15 protein-coding genes are annotated in these 20,158 nt (G+C 69.3%); 10 read left to right on the top strand and 5 right to left on the bottom strand.

Translation table 11 applies throughout. The features are described 5' to 3' along the window. Nucleotides 1-403 precede the first annotated feature (403 nt). Entirely contained in the window at nucleotides 404-667 is a 264-nt protein-coding gene (locus CA234_RS15360) for a hypothetical protein (RefSeq protein WP_126002114.1), read from the bottom strand. Between the two features lie 339 nt (nucleotides 668-1,006). Then, nucleotides 1,007-2,194, bottom strand: coding sequence for an integrase arm-type DNA-binding domain-containing protein (locus CA234_RS15350; protein ID WP_126002112.1), 1,188 nt, complete (start codon nucleotides 2,192-2,194; stop codon nucleotides 1,007-1,009). A 612-nt stretch (nucleotides 2,195-2,806) separates the two neighbouring features. Between CA234_RS15350 and CA234_RS15345 the strand changes: the two genes are divergently transcribed. From CA234_RS15345 to CA234_RS15310, 8 genes are all read left to right on the top strand, one after another. Then, on the top strand, nucleotides 2,807-3,556 hold the full coding sequence (locus CA234_RS15345; protein WP_126002111.1) for a response regulator: 750 nt from the start codon (nucleotides 2,807-2,809) through the stop codon (nucleotides 3,554-3,556). Further along, nucleotides 3,553-4,503 (top strand): cytochrome c peroxidase, encoded by a 951-nt coding sequence (locus CA234_RS15340; protein ID WP_241213535.1) that lies wholly within the window; start codon nucleotides 3,553-3,555, stop codon nucleotides 4,501-4,503. Before CA234_RS15345 ends, CA234_RS15340 begins: the two co-directional genes overlap by 4 nt. Next, on the top strand, nucleotides 4,500-6,905 hold the full coding sequence (locus CA234_RS15335) for a DAHL domain-containing protein (protein WP_126002110.1): 2,406 nt from the start codon (nucleotides 4,500-4,502) through the stop codon (nucleotides 6,903-6,905). The genes CA234_RS15340 and CA234_RS15335 overlap by 4 nt, the downstream gene beginning before the upstream one ends. A gap of 133 nt (nucleotides 6,906-7,038) precedes the next feature. Next, nucleotides 7,039-8,382: a type VI secretion system baseplate subunit TssK gene (gene tssK / locus CA234_RS15330; protein ID WP_241213534.1), complete on the top strand. Its 1,344-nt coding sequence runs from the start codon at nucleotides 7,039-7,041 to the stop codon at nucleotides 8,380-8,382. Then, complete coding sequence (gene icmH / locus CA234_RS15325) at nucleotides 8,379-9,695, top strand: type IVB secretion system protein IcmH/DotU (RefSeq protein WP_241213533.1); 1,317 nt, start codon at nucleotides 8,379-8,381, stop codon at nucleotides 9,693-9,695. The genes tssK and icmH overlap by 4 nt, the downstream gene beginning before the upstream one ends. 4 nt (nucleotides 9,696-9,699) lie before the next feature. Next, a complete protein-coding gene (gene tssM / locus CA234_RS15320; protein WP_125974669.1) occupies nucleotides 9,700-13,080 on the top strand; it encodes a type VI secretion system membrane subunit TssM in 3,381 nt (1,126 codons plus the stop codon). Continuing rightward, a complete protein-coding gene (gene tagF, locus CA234_RS15315; RefSeq protein ID WP_125974667.1) occupies nucleotides 13,077-13,544 on the top strand; it encodes a type VI secretion system-associated protein TagF in 468 nt (155 codons plus the stop codon). Before tssM ends, tagF begins: the two co-directional genes overlap by 4 nt. Beyond that, nucleotides 13,541-14,284: a protein phosphatase 2C domain-containing protein gene (locus tag CA234_RS15310; RefSeq protein ID WP_125974665.1), complete on the top strand. Its 744-nt coding sequence runs from the start codon at nucleotides 13,541-13,543 to the stop codon at nucleotides 14,282-14,284. The genes tagF and CA234_RS15310 overlap by 4 nt, the downstream gene beginning before the upstream one ends. 89 nt (nucleotides 14,285-14,373) lie before the next feature. On the opposite strand, the gene tagH is transcribed toward CA234_RS15310, so the two are convergent. Genes tagH through tssI form a run of 3 tightly spaced genes read right to left on the bottom strand, consistent with a single transcriptional unit; the run spans nucleotide 14,374 to nucleotide 18,151 of the window. Next, nucleotides 14,374-15,684 carry a type VI secretion system-associated FHA domain protein TagH gene (gene tagH / locus CA234_RS15305; protein WP_125974663.1) on the bottom strand — a complete coding sequence of 437 codons (1,311 nt, stop codon included), beginning with the start codon at nucleotides 15,682-15,684 and terminating at the stop codon, nucleotides 14,374-14,376. Next, nucleotides 15,681-16,226: a hypothetical protein gene (locus tag CA234_RS15300; RefSeq protein WP_126002108.1), complete on the bottom strand. Its 546-nt coding sequence runs from the start codon at nucleotides 16,224-16,226 to the stop codon at nucleotides 15,681-15,683. The genes tagH and CA234_RS15300 overlap by 4 nt, the downstream gene beginning before the upstream one ends. Then, the gene (tssI, locus tag CA234_RS15295; protein ID WP_164521829.1) at nucleotides 16,223-18,151 is read right to left on the bottom strand and encodes a type VI secretion system tip protein TssI/VgrG; all 1,929 of its coding nucleotides are present in this window, start codon (nucleotides 18,149-18,151) and stop codon (nucleotides 16,223-16,225) included. The genes CA234_RS15300 and tssI overlap by 4 nt, the downstream gene beginning before the upstream one ends. Before the next feature lie 125 nt (nucleotides 18,152-18,276). On the opposite strand from tssI, the gene tssA reads away from it, so the two are divergent. After that, nucleotides 18,277-19,287, top strand: a complete 1,011-nt coding sequence (tssA, locus tag CA234_RS15290) for a type VI secretion system protein TssA (RefSeq protein WP_126002107.1) — start codon at nucleotides 18,277-18,279, stop codon at nucleotides 19,285-19,287. 322 nt (nucleotides 19,288-19,609) lie between these two features. After that, nucleotides 19,610-20,152: a type VI secretion system contractile sheath small subunit gene (tssB, locus tag CA234_RS15285; RefSeq protein WP_125974657.1), complete on the top strand. Its 543-nt coding sequence runs from the start codon at nucleotides 19,610-19,612 to the stop codon at nucleotides 20,150-20,152. Nucleotides 20,153-20,158 lie beyond the last annotated feature (6 nt).

Below are 20,158 nucleotides of genomic sequence, written 5' to 3'. Positions count from 1 at the left end.
CCTTCGGTTGTCCGGCAATGCCAGACGCGCCTTAGGATTGCTCGTACTCTTACGCCCCTAAGGCCGGGAGTCGCACCAGTGGCGTTGCTCCCGTCCTTTGATCCTTTCTAGGGTTTCACAGCACCGCTGCCCCCAAGGCGTGAACCGAACGCTTTCGTTCGATCTTCCTCGCGTGCCCACTCACTCATAGCGCCGGTCTAGTGTCCCGGTATCACCGATAAATTGCAGAAAAATGTGGGTATGGCAGTTAGCGGTCAGCTAACAGTGGGTAGATTATATCAGTTTGACCGCGCAGTCTCAACAGCTACTAATTAAATTATCAGCCAAGACACTACGCGGCAAACTTTACTCGGCGATAGTTTATTCAGATTTCCTCCGAAAAATTGATTTCTTCGTCAAGCTATCAATCAGAGTCGTCGGGTTGCACCATCAGTCGCATCTCCTGAAAAACCCCTTCGCAGTCAGCTTTGAAAACCAAGTGGCACATTTTCCTTGCAAGATTATGTGCCTCGCTCCAGCTCAAGCCTCCAACGCAGAATCCCTGATCGGCCCCAATTCGATAGAAATTTTCATAGTTATTCATGATCAGATCACTGAGATGGCGCCAGACGACGCTATTGGTATCGATCGATCTATAAAAGTACAAAGATGCTCGCATTTTAGTCATTTACGCTGCTCCTCATCGCAAGATGAATGACAGCGCTCTTCGATCCAGCGTTCTATATCGCTTTTGCGAAATGCTACAGCCCTGCGCCCAACCCTAATCTGTTTAGGGAAGTCGCCTTCGGAAATGTAATGATAAATTGTCGACCTCGATAGCCGGACAAGATTCAGTACATCTCTCATACGCAGCAGCTGTTCCATCTGATCTCCGGAGCGTGTCATCCGCTGCGGAAGATGGCATTTTGCAAGCTTGACGTAACCTGTTGAAGAAAATATTTATCTAGTCACGATTTTTTGGTGATAATATTTGTTGAATTGGATTGGTCCACGATTAGGAATTAAGTTAATTACTTCTTGAAATGAAGTTGTCCCAATCTTGCATGAGTGCCCGGCGCTTATCGAAAAGATCGGATCGCGCGTAGGCCGCCTCCGCCTTGTCCTTGATCACATGAGCCAGGGCGAACTCAATAACCTCGCGTGGATGAGCGGTTTGCTCGCCAGCCCAATCCCGGAACGACGATCGGAAGCCGTGGGGCACCGCCGCGATGCCAAGGTCCTTCATCAGCTTGGAAAGGGTCATGTCCGACAGCGACTTGCCCTTCACGGTTCCGGGGAAAACAAGGTTGCTATCCGCCTGCCTCAGGAGCTTCGCAGCGTTCAAGATTTCGATGCATCGCTTCGACAGCGGAACCCTGTGCGGCTTTTTTGCCTTCATGCGCCCGGCAGGGATCGTCCATTCGCCCCTCTCCAAATCGATTTCGTCCCAGCATGCGCCCCGAACCTCCCCGGATCGGGTGGCAGTCAGCACCATGAATTCGAAGGCCAGCTTCGTTGCCGTCCCGGCATCGCTAGCGCGCACTTTCGCCAGCGCAGCGCCCACCCTGTCATATGGCAGCGCCTTGCGGTGTTCGACCTTAGACCGGTCGTGTTTGGGTAGGGCTTTGCCGATGGTCTCGGCTGGATTGTCGGTGCGCCAACCTTGGGCGATAGCCCACTTGAACACGCTTCCAATGCGCTGCTTGACCCGCCGTGCCGTCTCCGGGTGAGAATTCCAGATTGGAGATAGCGCTGCCAGCACGTCGGCGCTGTTGATCGTGTCAATTCGCCGATCGCCAAAATAGGGGAAGGCGTAAGTGGTCAACGTGTTCAGCCACTGCTGCCCGTGCTTGACGTTGCGCCATGTAGGTTGCGAAAGCTCGTGAACCTTCGCTGATGCGTCGGCGAACGTTAAAACGGCGCTGGAGCGCCTTTTCGCCTCAAGTGGATCACCACCAGCGCGAGCAAGCTTTCGTTGCTCTAGGGCCCTTTCTCGGGCCTCTGAGAGGGTAACGAGGGTTGCCGACCCCAGCCCTAAGTCCCGACGCTTTCCGTTGATGACAATTCTCTGCACCCAACGCTTTGCGCCGCTCGCGTCTACCTTGAGGTACAGCCCATGTCCGTCCCCGTAGAAGCCAGGCTCTTTCAAGTGGCGAATGGCGGCAGCGGTTAGCCGCTTTTCTCTATGCTGTCCTCTGGGCTTCGTCTGTGTCATGCGTCCAACATATCGCACAACAAAATATTTGGGAATGCTCCGGATCGGGCGAGACGTTCCCGGACGCAAGTTTAGGTATCATGTTAGAAAACCAGCATATTTTGACCGCTCTGGAATTCTCTGGACGAACCGATAGCGGACTCCGTCTCCGCCAGGCTGTTTCACCTGGAAATCGCGACCAAGTCGCCACCGCAGCGCCGCTTCCCCCCGCTCGTCCGCCCGCCCGCGCCCAAGGGGCGTCCTAAGCCGTCGGCCGGCACCTTCGCGGCATACCGCGCCTAGCTATCTCCGCGTCCATGTTGCGCTCTCCGCGCGCCCGCGCAATTTCGCGTTACGGTTGCAACCAAAGCTTCAATGGAAGCTGCTGTCCTTGCGCGTCCGCGCTGGTAAAGATTGGTGAAGAACGGTGCTCGACGGCTATCGACGCGTCCGGATGATCCCTATTTCCGAGACGAGTGCTGGGGTCCGATCGTTTCGGACGGAGGCGGTATGGGCAGCCGGTGTCGAAACGCCGCCGGGGAGCCGGCACCTGTCCTGGTAGAGTATTTGTATGAAGCTCAATTTTCTATGTGTCGCTGCTGGGCGACTGGTGAACATGGTGGGCGTGCAACGATGAAGGCCGAGGTGTTCGCGGAGGCTGCCATCCCGGGTACCCCGCGCGTCCTGGTCGTCGACGACGACGCAGCGATGCAGCGCATGCTCGTCTCCTATCTCGGCGAGAACAGCATGCAGGCGACGGCGGTTTCCGGACGCGAGGGCGTGGTGCGCGCGCTCGCCGGGCGTGAGCCCGACGTCATCCTGCTCGATATCAACCTTGGCGATCAGGATGGCCTGGACCTGCTCCGGGAAGTGCGCGCCAAGAGCGTCGTGCCGGTGATCCTGATCACCGGCCATCGCCGTGACGAGGTGGACCGTGTGATCGGGCTCGAGCTCGGCGCCGACGACTATCTGACCAAGCCGTTCGGCATGCGCGAGATGCTCGCGCGGGTTCGCTCGGTGCTCCGCCGCCGGACGATGGATCGCCTGCACCCGGTGCGCCATACGGAGCAGAGCTTCGAATTCGCCGGGTGGGTGTTCAGCCAGCGCAACCGCCGGCTCAAGAGTCCGGAGGGGGAGACGGTGCCGCTCACCAAGGGTGAATTCGCGCTGCTCAGCGCCTTCGTTGCAGCGCCCCGGCGGCCGCTCACCCGCGAACGGCTGCTCCAGGCGACGCGCGTGCACGAGGACGTGTACGACCGCAGCATCGACGTGCAGATCCTCCGCCTGCGGCGCAAGCTCGAGCGCGACGCCAGCGCTCCCCGGCTGATCCGCACCGAGCGCGGCGTCGGGTATGTCTTCGACGTCGACGTGCGGACGGTGTGAGGCGAGGGCTGCTCGTACGGACATGCGCGGGCCTTGCCGGCGCCGCGACGCTGGGCGTTGGCGCGGCGCTGGCGGCACAATGGGTCGTGCAAGACGAGCCGATCACGCCGTTGCCGCCGGCGCCTGCGATCGCGCCGGCCAAGCTGGCGCTGGGCGCGCTGTTGTTCCGCGATCCGCGGCTGTCGCAGCGGCAAACGGTGAGCTGCAATTCGTGTCATGACCTGGGGACCAACGGCGCCAGCAACCGCAATTTCGACGTCGCGCAGAATGGCGGCGCCTTGCGGATGAACACGCTCACCGTGTTCAACGCGGCGCTCAACTATCGCTTCAACTGGCGCGGGCGGCGCGAGACCTTCGAGCGGTTCACCGCGCAGGTGCTGGACGATCCGGCGCTGATGGGCGCGGCGAACGGCGTGGCCGTGGCACGGCTGCGGCGCGATCCTGCGATGGTCGCGCGGTTCCGCGCCGTCTATGGTCGACACATCGACGAGGCTGCGCTGGTCGATGCGCTTGCGGCGTATCAGCGCAGCCTGGTCACGCCCGGCGCGCGATTCGACCGCTGGCTGGCCGGGGACGACCGGGCGCTGTCCGCGCAGGAGCGCCGCGGCTATGCCCGCTTCAAGGCGCTGGGGTGCGTCTCCTGCCATCAGGGCGTCAATGTCGGCGGCAACCTGATGCAGCGCCACGGCGTCTTCCATCCGATCGGTTCGGCAGACCCGGTGCTGGTGCGCGTGCCGAGCCTGCGCAACGTCGCGGCGACAGCGCCCTATTTTCACGACGGTAGCGCGCCCACGCTACGGCATGCGGTCCGCGCGATGGGGCGGGCGCAGCTCGATCTCGCGCTGTCGCCGCAGGACGTGGACGACATCGTCGCCTTCCTCGGCACGCTCACCGGCACCTATCAGGGCAGGCCCATTCGGCCGCCGGCGCCGGGCAGCCGCAGGTGAGGTCCATCGCCGTACTGCGCGCCGCCGCCGCGGTGACCGCGCTGGCGGCGGTGTTGCTGTTCGGCGCGGCGGCGCGGATGCGCACGATGGGGGACGGCTGGGCAGTGGAAGCGAACCGGGCGATCGAGCGCTACGCCTTTGCCGACCGTTCGCTGACGCGCGACATGCTGAGCGCGCGGATAGGGTTGCTGCGCAACTACGACATGATCAACCAGGATCTGGCGAGCGCCGACGAAAGCACCAAGCGGCTTGCCCAACGTGCCGGCGGCGACGTCCCGCTCCGTCGCGCGATCTCGCGGCTGCGGGACCACATGCGCGACGCCGAAGGGCTCGCCGAGGCATTCAAGAGCGAGAATGCGTTGCTGCAGAACTCGCTCGCGCGCGTGACGGCGCTGTGCAACCTGCTGCAGGATTCGCCCCGCGCCGGCACCGTCTCGGCACGCTTTCTCCGACTGACGCTGGATACCAGCCCGGCGGCCGTGGCGGCGGCGCGGGCGGCGCTGGCGGACCTGGCGGGCGGGCAAGGCGATCTCGAAGCCCAGCTGATCGCGCACGGACGCCTGCTGATCGCGCTGCTGCCGCGCGTCGACGCCATCCTCGATGCGGTGCGCGAGGGCGGGCGCGACGGCGAAATCGAGACCGTCCGGCGGCTGGTCGTGGAGCATCAGCGGCGGATCGAGGCGCGGCACCAGCGCGCCTTTCTCGGGCTGCTCGCGGCGGGCGTCGCGGCGGCGGTCCTGTGGCTCGCGCTCCTTGCCGCGCTTCGCGCGCAGGTGCGGGAGCGTCGACGCCGTCGCGAGAATGAGCGACTGAGCGCCACCGTGGCGAGCCTGCTGCTCGAAGTTTCGTCGGAGCAGCTCGAGCAGCGGATCGAAGACGCGTTGCAGCGGCTCGCGGCACATGCCGGTGCCACCGATGCCTATCTCGTGCTGGACGGCGACCAGGCCGGTCGCACCTATATCTGGAGCAGCGATGGGCGGCTGAGCGAACATTGGCCGGCACGCGTGGCGGTGGCCGCGCAGGACGCGCCGCTTTGGGACGACGACGTGCTCCACCTCGCGCTGCCGCACGGCGCGGACACGCCGCTCGGCGCGATGCTGCTGGCGCGCGGCACGACGTCGCTCCTGCTGATCCGGGCCCGCACCCCGGTGCCGGCGTTGCTGGGCTTCGAACGCCACGATACCGACCGCGGTCGCTCCGACGTGATCGCCGGGCTGCGCATGGCGCAGGCGGCGATCCTGCAGGCGCTGCGCCGCGACGGGCTGGAGCGCGCCCGCCTTCAGCTGGAGCTGCGCCTGGCCCGCGCGCGGCGGATGGAGGCGATCGGCGCGGTGGCGAGCGGCGTGGCGCACAATTTCAACAACATCATCGGCGCCATCGGCGGCTTCAGCGAAATCGCCGAGATCCATGCCGGTCGCAACCAGGTGGTGCGGGAGGACCTGTCGGAAATCCGCCAGGCGGTCGATCGCGCCCGCGAGCTGGTCGATGAAATTCTCGCCTTCGGACGGGGGCACGACGCCGAATATAGGCCGCTGACACTGCAGGCGCTGGTGGAGGAGACGGTGCGGCTCGTCCGGGCGGCCGGGCGCGGGACGATTCACTTCGTAGCGCAGGATTGGCCGGCGGCGCGCGCAGTGCAGGGCAATGCCGCGCAGCTCCAGCAGGTGTTCATGAACATCTGCAACAACGCCTTCCATGCGACGCCGGCGGATCCCCATGTCGACGTTACCCTCACCTTTCGCGCCGAATGCAGGCCGCGCACGTTCAGCCATGCCAGTCTGGACGCGGGCGATTATGCCGTGGTGACGATCGCGGATCGCGGATGCGGCATCGCCGCCGCCGCCCAGCCACGGCTCTTCGAGCCTTTCTTCACCGGACGGCAGGGCGGCACCGGGCTTGGCCTGTCGACTGCCTGGGAGATCGTGCAGGCGCATGGCGGCACGATCGACGTCCGCAGCGCAACCGGCAAGGGCAGCAGCTTCCATATCTGGCTGCCGGCGATGCGTGCACGGCTGCTCGTACCGGTGCAGCAGGCGGCGGCGCCGGCGTCGGGAAACGGCGAGTGCGTGCTGGTGGTCGCGCCCGAGGCGGTACGCGAGGCGGTCGAGGATCTGGTGGCGCAGCTCGGCTACGAGCCGGTGAGCGTCGATCCGACGCGCGCGGACATCGGTGCGCAGGCGGACGCGGCGGGTGCCGATGCGGTGCTGCTGGTCGACGCGCCGGATGCGGCGCGCTCTTTCGTGCCGACGGGCCCGGCGGGGCCGCAAGCTGGCGTGCTGCTCCTGATGCGGCCGGCAGGCGGACGCGCATTCGCGCCGGTGCCGCTCGCAGCGCCGCTCGATCCGGTCGCGCTCGCTGCCGCGCTTCGCCCGCTGGCCGTCGAGCCAACACTACAGTCGTAACCGCAAGCTACCCGGTCCGACATGCGGCTGAAACCGTCGCTCGGGCACAGCCGGCCCGACGGTCGCCGCCTGTGGTTGGGAGTGGATGTGTTTCGAGCCGGGGATTTCTGCCGCCGCCGCGGAGGCGCGCATCGTGTCCGCTGACGGGCGCGTCGCCTGGCGCGAGGGGCTGTTCCTGCGCCAGCAGCATTTCCAGCAGCTGGAGCGCCATCTCGACGCGCAGCTCGCGGCCGCCGCCCGCCATGCCGGGCCCTATCGCTGGGGCGTGACCGAGCTGGTGATCAACCAGGATCTCGCCGCGCTCGGCAAGTTCGCGATCGAGAAGCTCTCGGGCGTGCTCCCCGACGGGCTGCACTTCGCCATTCCGGGCACGCTGCCGCCGCCGCCGCCGATCGACATTCCCGCCGACGCGCGCGACGCCGGCATCCAGCTGACGCTGCCGGCGCACCAGCCCGGCGCGGTGGCGTTCCGCGACGTGGACGCAGCCGGTGCCGAGGGCGCGCGCTTCCTGGTCGAGACGCGCGACGTCGCCGACGTGTTTTCCGAAGAGCGCGCGAGCGAGCCGATCGAGATGGCACGGCCCAATCTGCGCTTCGGCATCACCCGCGACCAGACCTATGGCCGCGTCACGCTCGAACTTGCGCGAGTCCGCGAGCTGCGGAATGGCGCGATCCAGTTCGACGAGCGGCACATCCCGCCCGCGCTCGACCTGCGCGCAATCCCGCGGCTCGCCGGCTTCCTCGCCGACATTCTGGGCCGCGCCGGCCAGCGCGTCGAGGAGCTCGCCCTGCGCGCGGTGGAGGCGGCCGAGGCGGGGGCGGAGAGCATTGCCAATTTCCTGCTGCTCCAGGCGCTCAACCGCTGGCGCCCGCAGCTCGCGCATCTGGCGAGCCTGCCGATGGTGCATCCCGAGCGGCTGTACGAGGCGCTGCTCGGCATGGCCGGCGAACTGGCGACGCTCACCCGCCCCGAACGCCAGCCGCCGCCTTTCCCGGTCTATGACCATCTCCGCCTGCGCGAGACGTTCGAGCCGGTGGTCGAGGCGATCCAGGCCGCGCTGTCGGCGGTCTATGACCGCGCCGCGGTCCAGCTGCCGCTCGTCCAGGCGGGGCCGGGGGCCTATACCGCGCGGATCACCGATCCGGCATTGTTCCAGACCGGCTATTTCTACCTGGTCGCCTCGGCGCGCATGTCGCTGGAGGATCTGCGCGCGCGCTTTCCCTCGGTCGCCAAGATCGGGCCGGTGCAGAAGATGCGGCAGATCGTCGATTCGGCGCTGGCCGGCATCCCGCTGCGCCACACGCCGACCCCGCCTCCGCAGATCCGCACGCTGCCGGGGCATGTCTATTTCGAGCTCGACCGCTCGGCACCCGATTGGCCCGCGCTCGCCGCCGCGCCCGCGCTGGGGCTGCACGTCGCCGGCGACTGGCCCGAGCTGCGGCTCGAGCTCTGGTGCGTGAAGAAGGCGCCGCGGTGAACGACGACGATGCCCTGGGCAGCGACGGCCACACCGTCTTCCAGCCGACGCCGCTCCAGCAGGCGCGCGCCCGACTTGCGGAGACGCGGGCCGCACCGCCCCCCGCCGATGAAGATTTCCCCGATCCGCCCGTCGCGGCACGCGCGCACAATCCGATCGTCGAGGCCGCGGCGCCGCTGCTCGCGCTGATCGCGTCGGCGCGTTCGGGCCGCATCGCGCTCGACCTGCCCTCGCTGCATCGCCGCGCGTCGGCCGCCGCCCAGCGCTTCGACGCGGCGATCGTGGGGGGCGGCTATGACGCCGAGACGCAGCGCCGCGCGCGTTACGCCGTCTATGCGACGGTCGACGACATCGCCCAGAACCTGCCCGGCCAGGCCGCCGACGGCGCCGAATGGGCGCGGCGCAGCATGGTGGTCCGCGGCTTCGGCGAGAATATCGGCGGCGAACGCTTCTGGGCCTTGCTGCGCGAAATGCTGGCGCAGCCGGCGGCGCATGCCGAGCTGATCGAGCTCTACCATGCCTGCCTCGCCGCAGGATTCGAGGGGCGCTACCGGGTGGCGCAGGACGAGCGCGGGCAGCGCGCCGCGATCCTGGCGAGCGCCTATGCCGCAATCCCCGCCGCGCGCGGGCTTTCGGAAACCGAACTGGTGCCGCACTGGCGCGGTTCCCCCATGGCGCGAGGGCGGGTCGGCTTCTGGGCGCCGATCGGGCTGGCGGCGAGCGTCGCGCTCGGCGTGCTGCTGCTGGTCGTGCTGGCCTTCCGGCTGGTGCTGATCCAGACCGGCCAGCCGGCGATGACCGCGCTGCTCGCGCTCAACCCCGAGCAGCCCTTGCGCCTCTCGCGCGCGGCGGCACCCGTCGCGGTCCCGATCGGTGCGCAGCAGCAGCGGCTCCAGGGCTTCCTCGCCGACGAGATCGCGCGGAAGCTGGTCGTGGTCGAGCAGGACCCCAACAGCGTACGGGTACGTACTACCGTCGGCACGCTGTTCCGCTCGGGCTCGGACCAGCTCGCCCCGGGGCGGCAGGCGCTGTTCGAGAAGATCGCCGAGGCCGTGGTGGGCGAGAAGGGCCAGGTGCGGGTGGAGGGCCATGCCGACAGCGATCCGGTGGCGAGCCTGACCTTCCCCGACAATGTCGCGCTGTCGAAGGCGCGGGCGGAGACGGTCGCGGCGATCCTGCGCGCGCGGCTCGCCGATCCGGCACGCGTGCAGGCCCAGGGCTTCGGCGCGACGCAGCCGATCGCGCCCAACGCCATCCCCGAAGGCAAGGCGCAGAACCGGCGCGTCGAAATCGTCATCGCGCGGAACGGATAACGGAATGCAGAAGCTGATGCGCAATTGGATGGCGGTGAGCGCGTCCGCGGCGGCGATCCTTGCGCTGATCGCGCTGTTCGGACTGCCGACGCTGTTCCCGCTGTTCCGCGCGACCTGGATCCGGCTTGCGCTGGTCGGCCTGGTAGCGCTCGGCTTCGGGCTCGCGGTGCTGTGGCGGCGGTGGCGCGGCAAGCGCGCGGCCGATGGCCTGGCCGAAGGGCTGGCGGCGACCGACGTGGAAGACGGGGCCGAGGAAACGCGCACGCTCGCCGCGCGGATGCGCGAGGCGCTGGCCGAGCTGAAGTCGCTGTCGGGATCGCGGCGCGCCTATCTCTATGATCGGCCCTGGTACGTGATCATCGGCCCGCCGGGTGCGGGCAAGACGACGGCGCTGGTCCAGTCCGGGCTGCGCTTCCCCTGGGCCAAGCGCGCGCTGAAGGGCGTGGGCGGCACGCGCAACCTCGATTTCTGGTTCGCCGACGAGGCGGTGCTGGTCGATACCGCCGGTCGCTACACCATACAGGATGCCGATGCCGGCGCCGATGCCGCGGGCTGGCGCGGGTTCCTCGACCTGCTGCGCCGCCACCGGCCGCTCCAGCCGATCAACGGCATTATCGTCGCGCTCGCTACCGACATGCTGAGCAGCGCCGACCGCGCCACGTTGGACACACATGCGGCGGCGATCCGCCAGCGGCTGGCGGAACTGCGCCGCACGCTGCAGGTGGAGGTGCCGGTCTATCTGCTGCTGCCCAAGGCCGATCTGCTCGCGGGCTTCATCGACTTTTTCGGCGACCTCAGCGCCGAGGGGCGGCGCGCCGTGCTCGGCGCCACGCTCGGGCCCGGCAGTGTGGCCGATGGCGCCCAGGTCGCGGCCGAGTTCGATAGCGTGGTGCAGGCGCTGTGGCAGCGGCTGCCGCGGCGGCTGCACGAGGAACCCGATGCCGCGCGCCGCGCCCGCATCCTTGCCTTTCCGGCACAGGTGGCGTCGCTGCGCCAGCGGCTCGTCTATCTCGTCGAGGGGGCATTCCTCGCCGATGGCGACGGCGCGCGCGACTTTCGCGGCTTCTACTTCGCCAGCGGCGTGCAGGAAGGCGCGACACTCGACCGGGTGCTGAGCGCGATGGCAGCGGTGTACGACGCGCCGCAGCCGCCGGCGCGCGAGGGGCAGGGGCGCGCCTATTTCCTCAACCGGCTGCTCAGCGAGGTGGTGATCCCCGAAGCCGGCAGGGTGCGTGCGGCGCCCGCCGTGCAGCGGCGGCGTCGCGTGCTGCTGGCGGGGGCGATCGGCGGCATGGCGCTGCTGGTTATCGCGATGAGTACGCTCTGGGCGGGAAGCTTCGCGCGCAACAAGGCGCTGCAGGCCGATCTCGCCGCCCAGGCGCAGGCGATTTCCGGCCAGATCGGCGCCTCGGGCACCGACCTGGTCGAGGTTCGCGCCAGCGACCCCGATCTCGAACAGGTGCTGCCGCTGCTCGATCGGCTGCGGACGCTGCCGCGCGGGTTCGCCGACCAGGCGCAGGGGGTGCCCGCGTGGCGGATGCGGCTCGGGCTGTTCCAGTCGGGGCATGCGGCGACCGCGCGCGGCGCCTATCTGGAAGCATTGCAGCGCATCCTGCTGCCGCGCCTGCTGTTGCGGCTCGAGCAGGTGCTGCGGGCCGATGCGGCGACGCCGGCGGCGCTCTACGAGCCGCTCAAGGTATATCTGATGCTCGGCGGGCAGGGGCCGCTCGACCCGCGGGTGGTGCGCGCCTGGGCGATCGCCGACTGGCGCACCGGTCCGCTCGCCGGCGACGACCGCGCCGATCTCCGCGCCGATCTCGCGCAGCATCTCGACGCGATGCTCGCCGATCCCAATCTTGGTCGAGTATGGCCGAACCGGCGCGCGCCGCTCGACGGCGCGCTGATCGCCTCGACCCGCGCCGCGGTGCAGACGCTCTCGCTCGCCGACCGCGCCTATGCCGAATTGCGCACCCGCGCGGCGGCGAGCGGTCGGCCCGACTGGCAGCCGAGCGGCGTGCTCGCCAGCGGCGACGCGCAGGCGTTCCGGGGTGGCAATGCGCTGCTTGCCGCGCAGGTGCCGTGGTTCTTCACGCGCGAGGGCTATGCCAAGGCCTATCGCCCCGGGCTCGCCGACGTGCAGACGGAGCTCGGCAACAGCCTGTGGGTGCTGGGGCCGGACGCCGCGCGCCAGTCGATCCGCGAGCAAGTGCCGGCGCTGCGGGCGGCGGTGGCCGCCGCCTATGCGCGCGACTTCATCGCCGCCTGGGACGGGCTGCTCGGCCAAGTGCAGCCGGCCGACTATTTCGGCAGCCCGGCCGCGCTGGGCGCGTTCACCCGCACGCCCTCGCCGCTCAAGGTGCTGCTCCAGGACGTCGCCCGCAACACCCGGCTGGGCAGCGAGGGCGGACAGGCGGGCGATGCCGGCGGCACGATCACCGCACATTTCGCGGATCTCGCTCGCTATGCCGGTGACGGCTCGGGGCCCGCACCGGTGGATGCGCTGGTCGACGGCGTGCGCAAGGCCGCGTCCGCCCGATCGGCGGCGAGCGTGGCGGGTGCCTCGCTCGGCAGCGACGCTGCGCAGGGGCAGCTGGCGGTGGCGCTCGGCGACCTGACGACCAGCGGCGCGTCCGCGCCCCCGCAGCTCCAGGACTTCGCGCGGCAGGCGACCCGCAGCGGCGCGAGTGCTGCGGCGAAGTCGGCGCAGACGGCGCTCGGCACCGAATATGCCCGCGACGTGCTGCCCGCCTGCCTGGCGGCGACGCGGGGCCGCTATCCCTTTGCGCCGGGTGCCGCCGACGACGCCCCGCTGGCCGAGGTGCAGCAGGTCTTCGCCATGGGTGGCACGCTCGATCGGTTCGTGCAGCAGCGGTTGCTGGCCTTGCTCGATCTGTCCGGGCCGGTCTGGCGGTGGAAGGCGGGTGATCCGGTCGCCGCCAGCTTCGCCGCGAGCAGCGCCGCGCAGTTCCAGAAGGCAGCCGCGATCCGCGCGCTGCTCGCCGGCGGCATCGCGGTCAATGTCGCTCTGGCGCAGCTCGGGCCCGAGGTGCGCGCGGTGCAGTTCGCCGCCGGGGGCGCCAGCTATCGCTTCGATGCCGCCGCGCGCGATCCGAAGCCCGTGCTGTGGTCGGCGAGCGCATTGCCGAGCGCGAGCCTGCAGCTTTCGGCCGAGCAGCGGGTCCTCTCGACCATCGAGACGCGCGGCAGCTGGGCGCTTTTCCGCCTGATCGACCGCGCGCGGGTGGCGAATGCCGGGCCGTCGACGCTGCGGCTGGGCTTCGGCGAGGGCGCGCAGGCGGCCAGCCTGACCATGGCCTTGCCGGGCAGCGAAAGCCCCTTCGGCCGCGGCGGTCCCTTCGCCTTCCGGTGCCCCGAGCGGCTATGAGCGGCGCAGCCTTCCTGTTCGGCAAGCTGCCGTCGCGCGCCGAGTTCACCAGCCGCGGCCTCCCGCCCGCCGAGCGCGTGCAGTGGGATGCCTGGTGCTGCGCGGTGATGGCCGATGGTGCCGCCCGGCTCGGCGAGGACTTCGAGGCGGCGTTCGACGCCACCGCACCGTGGCACTTCGGCCTCTTGCTGGCGGGCGGCAGCTGGCAGGCGGGCTGCATCGCACCGGCGTGCGACAGCCATGGCCGCCGCTTCCCGCTCGTGCTGGGACGCAAGGGCACGGGTGCCCCGGCGCCGCTGTTTCTGGCGGGCATGGCTGCGGCGATGGCCGAGGCGATCCAGGCTGCCTTCGCGCCGGTGCTCGATCTCAACGCGTTCCTCCCGGCCTGCGCGGCGCGCGTCGCCGGTCCAGCCGCGTCTGCGCCGGAGATGACCGACTGGCGGCACGATTGGATCGGCCGATGACGATCGCGACGCGGCTTCGCTTCGAACAGGGCGCGCGCAGCGATGTCGGCTGCGTGCGCCGGGTGAACGAGGATAGCTGGGCGGCGCGGCTGCGCGACGGGCTGTGGCTCGTCGCCGACGGCATGGGCGGGCATGCGCATGGTCAATGGGCCTCGGCGACGATCGCCGCGGCGCTCGAAGCCGCGCCGTTGCCCGAGACCTTCGAGGAAGCCGCCGCCGCCGCCCGCGCCGCGCTGCTCGCCGTCAACGCCCGCATCTATGCCGCCACCGGCGCGGACGGGGCGAAGATCGGCTCCACCGTCGCGCTGCTGCTCGTCCGCGAAGGCCGGGCACGGGTGATGTGGGTGGGGGACAGCCGCGTCTATCGCCAGCGCGAGGGGGGGCTCGATCAGCTGACCACCGATCATTCGCAGGTCGAGCAACTGATCGCGCGCGGCCTCCTCACGCGCGCGGAAGCGGAGCAGCATCCGATGGCGCATGTCCTCGCGCGCGCCGTCGGGGTCGAGCCGCGGCTCAACGTCGACATGCGCGACGAAATGGTGCTGGCGGGGGACGTGTTCCTGCTGTGCAGCGACGGGCTGACGCGGATCGTCGGCGATGCCGAAATCGCGCAGATCCTCGGCACCGAGCATCCGCGCCGCGCCGCCGACGCGCTGGTTGCGCTGGCGCTGGCACGGGGGGCGCCGGACAATGTCACCGTGGTCGTGATCGGCTGCGATTCGACCACGCTGATCGGCTAGAGCGTTTTCACCATGGGTGAAGACGCTCTAGATGTTTGTTTGCCGCATTTTCCGAGTCGTTGACCGTACACGGTCAACTTGAAAATGCTCTAGCGGGCGCCGCGCATCGCGGCGATCTGCTCCTCATAGGCGCCGCGGAATTCCTTGGCGAAGCGGTCCATGAACGCCTCGTCGGCACCGCGCACCACGCCTTCGAAGTCGCGGACATAGGCGCGCCACAGCGCCGCCTCGCGCGCCTGGCGCGACCAGCGGGCGAGGCCCGCCGGCGCGGGCTGCCGGGCGTGGATCGCGTCGGGGGCGAATTGCGCCAGCGTCTGGGTGAGCGCGCCGCGCATCGCCGACAACGTCGCCATCTGGTGCGCCTGCAGATCCTGATAGGCGTCCTCCACTGCGCGGGCGGCATCCATGAAGCCGGGCTCGGGCGCGTCGAGCAGCTGGAGCAGCGCGCGCTCGGGCGAGCGCACGAACTTGATTGGGTTGTTGCCTTCGAGTTCGAGGCTCGTCGCGGGCGTGCCGAGCTGCGCCTTGGCGCGGGCGCGGGCATCGACCATCAGGATCAGGCCGCTGACCATCTGGCGCAGCATGGCGCCGGCGGCGGCGAGCGCCTCGGCCGGGCGGCTGCGCAGCCGATCGGCGGGTACGCCCGAGGCGCGGAGGAACGCCGCCCAGCCGTCTTCGCCGATCGAGGCAGGGGCAGGGAGCATCTCGACGGCATCAGCCTGTGAGGCGGTCGCGGCGTGCTCCGGCTGCGGCGGCAGCGCCAGGGGCGCCGGCTGCTGCGCGGCGCTCCACGCTTCGGCGGCGCCGAAATCGCCGCGCGACCAATCGATCGCGCTTTCGGCGGCAAGCTGCCCCCAGACATCGCTCGCCGAGGGCTGGGTGCTTTCGCGCGGCGCGCTGGCCCAGTCGGAAGGCGCGCGCTCCGGCTCGGGCACTGCCCAGAGGCCGGCATCCGGCGGCGGTGCGGCCGGGAGATCGTCCCAGCCCGAGGGCGCGGCGGGCGGCGCGGGCGGGTCCCAGCTCCCCCAGGGCGACTCCGCCGGTGCCGCCGCTGCGGCCGCGACATGCGTGCCGGCACTCGCCTCGGCCGGGAGCGATACCGCGATCCGATAGTCGCCGATCGCGATCCGGTCGCCGTCGCGCAGCACGTGGGGCGCCGTCAGCCGCTCGGCGGAATCGTTGACGAACGTGCCGTTGGTGCTGAGGTCGGTGAGCAGATAGGCGCCGTCGCGATAGCTGACCTCGCAATGGCGCGACGAGATGTGGTGACGCGGATCGGGCAGGTGCCAGTCGGCATGCGGCGAGCGGCCGATCAGCGCGCCATGCCCGTCGAGGCGCAGCGGGGCGGGCTGGGCAGGGTCCTGCGCCGTGCCGGGCTGGAGGGTGAGGGTCAGCGTCATGGGGTGGTCTCCGCCTCGCGCCGGGCGAGGGCCGTTCCAAGATCGAGGGCGTGGTCGAGCGCGGCACGGTGGTCCGCGCCGGCCGTGGCGACGGCGGCGAGTACTGCGACCGCGGCCAGCGTGCCGGCGACTTCGCGGGGCGGTGCCGCCGGAGGCTGGTCCGGCGGCGCGATCGAGCCGCCCGAATGGAATGCCGCGCTGGCGGCAAGGGTCGCGGCAGTGGACGGGGGGCCTTGCAGCGCCGCTGCGCCTGCGGCGCGGCGCTGGGGCTCCGCGGGATGGGCCAGCCACGCCTGGACCGCCGCCATCGCCGCGGCGTCTCCAGGTCCCGCGACTGGTTCGGCGACCTGCGCTGCCCAGAGTACCGCCTCGAACCGGGGCAGCGCCTGGCCCAGGAACAGCGCCGCCTCGGCCGTCTTGCCCTCGGCGCGCAGCCGCTCGAAGAAGCGATCGGGCGCCGCATCGTCGCCGGGCAGCGCCGGCCAGCGCAGCAGCGCGTTGATCTGGCGCGCCTGCACCCAGATGGTGCGCGGCCAGCTCACAGGATCACCAGTGCACCGCCGTGCAGGGTCAGCAATCCCGCGGCCGTGACGGTGGCGGTGCCGAGGCTGTTGAGCGTCAGTGCGCCCGCCGTGTTGCCGGTGATCGTCAAGCCGTTCAGCACGATGCCCGCCTGGGTGATCATGATGCTGTTCATGCCCACGCGGAGGGTGATGGCCGCTTCGTTCATGATGATGGTGTTGAGCCCCACCGCAAGCTTGATCTCCCGCGCCGCGGTGATGTCGGCGCTGCCCCGCGCGACGTCGAGGCTGTGGTTGCCGGTCTCGACCGACACGCTGTCATCGCCGCGAACCTCGACCTTGCGATCCCGGCCCACCCGCGTCTTGCGATCACGCCGGACGCGCAGCTCGTCGTCGAGCATCACCTCGGCCACGCGGTCGCGCTGGGCGCGGAGATAGACCTGCTCGGCCCCGCCCTTGTCCTCGAAATGCAGCTCGTTATAGCCGCGCCCGCGAGGCGCGCCGCCCTCGGCCCCGGCATAGCTGCCGCTCGCCCCGATCGTCTGCGACCGGTAGAGCGAGCGGGTGCGATGCTCGGGCAGCGCATAGGGGTGCACGTGCTCCGAATTGTACACGCGGCCGGTGAGGATCGGCCGATCGGGGTTCCCGTCGAGAAAGTCGACGATCACTTCCTCGCCGGTGCGCGGCAGCGTGACATGCCCGAACCCCGCGCCTGCCGAGGGATAGGAGACGCGCAGCCAGCAGGAGCGCGCCTTCTCCTCCCCCTCCGACGCCCGCTTCCAAAGAAAGCGCACGCGCACGCGGCCCTGGGAATCGACATTGCTGTCGTCGGCGCCGCCCGCGACCACGATCGCGGTTTCGGGCCCGGCAATGGGCGCGGGCGTCACCGCGGGCGCGCGCCAGGGCGTGTCGGCGGGAACGGCCTCGATCGAGACGCGGCGCGGCGTCGCGTCCGCGCCCGTGCGATAGGGCTCGGCGTCCATCGCCATGTCGAGCGCGGTGACGACGAACTCGGCCCCGCGGTCGAAGGCGTCCTGCGAATCGAGCGTGAACCGCCCGCCGCAGGCGAGCCCGATCGCATCGCCGGTGCCGGTATAGACACGCTGGTTGGCGCGCGCCGCCTGCAGTGCCACCTCGGCCCAATGCTGCGCCAGCGCGGGCTCGACGAAGTCGCCGGTGTAGCGATGCACCTCCTGGCTGTCGGCCTTGTTGCGCGCGGGGCCTTGCTTCTCGCCCTCGCGCACCGTGCTTGCCTGATAGTCGAAGCTCTGCAGCAGATAGCGCCGCTCGCCGCCGCTGCGGACATGCTCGTGCCAGTCCCACAGTGCCTCGGCGAGCCCGCCGCTGCGGCCCGACCAGTCGGGGCGGAGCTTGACCGTGGCATAGCCCGGCGCAGGCTTGTGCGCCGAGGGGGAGTTGCACAGCACCAGTACATGCTCGCCCGCCTCGTGGCGGAAATAATAATAGATCCCCTCGCGCTCCATCAGCCGCGAGACGAAGGCGAAGTCGCTCTCGCGATATTGGGTGCAATATTGCCAGGGACGATAGCTGCCGGTCAGCCCACCGAAATCGACGCGGCGGCTATACGGCGCCAGCACCGCCTTGAGGATGTCGACGACGCTGCGCGCCTCGAACACGCGATAGGCGAGATTATGGTCGAGCAGGTGCAGCCAGGGCCGCAGCTCCAGCCTGTAGTGATAGCCCTGATCCTCCTCGCGCAGGAAATGTGCTTCGGCGAGCTGCGCGTGGAAGTAGCGCACATGCGCGTCCAGCTCGAAGACTTCGATCCTGGCGGCGTTGCCGAGCTTCGGCAGGAAATCCACCTTGTCGCGGACGACGATCTCGGCAGTGATCGTGAACAAGCTGCTCAGACGCTCGTGCGAAGAGAAGTTCAGAAGCTTGATCGGCGAGCCGACATCGAGCGTTATTTCGGCCTGGCGCTTCATGCGGTCGCGCTTTCCATCCTGTTACTATTGTCATCATGTCGTCGATTGATCGGCTTCCGAGCCGCGCCTAGGCCCGGCGCCGCCCGCCGGGCCCCGGCGGTCCCCCGATCAAGGATGCTCCCGACATGGCCATCGACCTCGAAACCCTGCTGGCGCCCGTCTCCGAAGACGATCCCGCCGGGCCCGACCTCGCCTATGACCCGCAGCGCCACCGGATCGAGCAGGCGTTCGACACGTCGGTCTCGATCGACGCCTCGGGGATCGTCGAGCAGCGCGCCGACACCGACTGGCGGCAGGTGCTCGACACCATCGCGACCCTCGCCACGCGGACCAAGGACCTGTGGCTGGGGGTCTATTTCTGCCGTGCCGCGGCGGAGTCGGGCAGGCTCGACCAGGTCGAGCTGGGCGTGGCGTTCGTCGCCGGGCTGCTCGACCGCTACTGGGATGCGGTGCATCCGCGGCTCGATGAATATGGTGTGGAGGCACGCAAGAGCGCGTTCGATGCGCTCGCCTCGGTGCCGGCCTTCGCGGGCTCGCTGCGGCGCATCGTCTATGCCGATCACGCCCGGCTCGGCCGGATCACCGGCGAGGACTTCGCCCGCTTCCACCGCGGCGGCGAAGGCGAGGAAGGGTACGGCATGTTCCGCGCGATGCTCGCCGAGGCCGAGGTTCGCGCGGCGCTGACCGAGGGCGCCGCCGCGATCGAGCGGATCGAGGCGACCCTCCACGCCATCGACGAGCGGCTGATGGCCAATGCCGGCGCCCGCAATGCCACCGACTTCTCCGCGCTGTACGACGCGCTTTCGACGCAGAAGATCGCGCTGCGGAGCTTCGTGCCGACGCCGGTCGACGCGGAGATCGACACGCCGGGCGAAGACGGTGTCGTTGCGGGCCTTGAGGTGGAGGAGGGCGGCACGCAGCCGCTGCGCGGCACCGTGCGGAACCGGGAGGATGTGGCCCGGGTGCTCGATCTGGTGCTCGATTATTATCGCCGAAACGAGCCGTCGAGCCCGGTGCCGATGCTGGTCGAGCGCGCGCGCGGCTGGATCGGTCTCGATTTCATGACCGTGCTCGAGGACATCGCACCCAGTGCGCTCGGCGATGCGCACGCCATTCTGCGCATGCGCGGCCAGTAAGCCAGCGCGGGCGCGTTCGGCAGGACGATGTCGGGCGGCGAGCGGCGCTGCCATGTGCTGCGGTTCCCGTGGCGGTGTGAAGCGGTGCGTGTCGAGATAAGCGCGGCCGGGTGCCGGGGGGTAGGAGGATTGCGTTGCGCCTGAAATATTGCGGGCGCCGAACGCGCGGCATTTCTCGTGCGTCCAAAGTGTCTTGTTTCGATCGTAGCTTCGCCGCCGGCTTCTGAAATCCGGCTGAAGCCGTCCGCTCGCTACTCGGCAAGCGTCGCACGGCGGATCCCCAACCGGTTTCCCCGTGCAATCGCAAACGCACGAGGTGGCTATGGTTTCGGCACGGGGCGGTCAGCGCTTCATCAAGGAGAACAGGGCGCCGCGCGTCCATATCGAATATGAGGTCGAGACCTATGGCTCGCGCCAGAAGATCGAGATCCCGTTCGTGATGGGCGTGATGTCCGATCTTTCCGGCAAGTCGCTGGTCGAGAAGAAACCGCACGACCAGCGCGACTTCGTCGATTTCGACATGGACAATTTCGAGGAGCGCATGGAGCGGATCGCGCCGCGCGCCGCCTTCACGGTCGAGAATACGCTGACCGGCGAGGGGCGGCTGGGCGTCGACCTGACCTTCAAGACGCTCGAGGATTTCAGCCCCGGCCAGATCGCCCGCGGCGTTCCCGCGCTCGCCAAGCTGCTCGAGGCGCGCGAGCAGCTCAACGACCTGATGCTCTACATGGACGGCAAGGCCGGCGCGCAGGAGCTGCTCGACAAGGTCCTGAAGGACCCCGAGCTGATGCGGTCGCTTGCCGCCGGCCGCGCGGCGCATGCCGAGACGGCCGAGGCCACGGCCGACGGCGGCGCAGCCGAATAACCGCAG

The sequence above is a fragment of the Sphingomonas sp. ABOLE genome, assembly GCF_003950455.1.
Lineage (GTDB): Bacteria > Pseudomonadota > Alphaproteobacteria > Sphingomonadales > Sphingomonadaceae > Sphingomonas > Sphingomonas trueperi.
Note: the sequence above shows the minus strand (reverse complement) of the source record. Positions and strands in the feature narration are given on the sequence as shown.

What these genes read in the sequence shown, in the direction of transcription:
- CA234_RS15360 (WP_126002114.1), bottom strand. Translation starts at nt 667, where the DNA reads ATGACTAAAATGCGAGCATCTTTGTACTTTTATAGATCGATCGATACC.
- CA234_RS15350 (WP_126002112.1), bottom strand. Translation starts at nt 2,194, where the DNA reads ATGACACAGACGAAGCCCAGAGGACAGCATAGAGAAAAGCGGCTAACC.
- CA234_RS15345 (WP_126002111.1), top strand. Translation starts at nt 2,807, where the DNA reads ATGAAGGCCGAGGTGTTCGCGGAGGCTGCCATCCCGGGTACCCCGCGC.
- tssM (WP_125974669.1), top strand. Translation starts at nt 9,700, where the DNA reads ATGCAGAAGCTGATGCGCAATTGGATGGCGGTGAGCGCGTCCGCGGCG.
- tagF (WP_125974667.1), top strand. Translation starts at nt 13,077, where the DNA reads ATGAGCGGCGCAGCCTTCCTGTTCGGCAAGCTGCCGTCGCGCGCCGAG.
- CA234_RS15310 (WP_125974665.1), top strand. Translation starts at nt 13,541, where the DNA reads ATGACGATCGCGACGCGGCTTCGCTTCGAACAGGGCGCGCGCAGCGAT.
- tagH (WP_125974663.1), bottom strand. Translation starts at nt 15,684, where the DNA reads ATGACGCTGACCCTCACCCTCCAGCCCGGCACGGCGCAGGACCCTGCC.
- tssI (WP_164521829.1), bottom strand. Translation starts at nt 18,151, where the DNA reads ATGAAGCGCCAGGCCGAAATAACGCTCGATGTCGGCTCGCCGATCAAG.
- tssA (WP_126002107.1), top strand. Translation starts at nt 18,277, where the DNA reads ATGGCCATCGACCTCGAAACCCTGCTGGCGCCCGTCTCCGAAGACGAT.
- tssB (WP_125974657.1), top strand. Translation starts at nt 19,610, where the DNA reads ATGGTTTCGGCACGGGGCGGTCAGCGCTTCATCAAGGAGAACAGGGCG.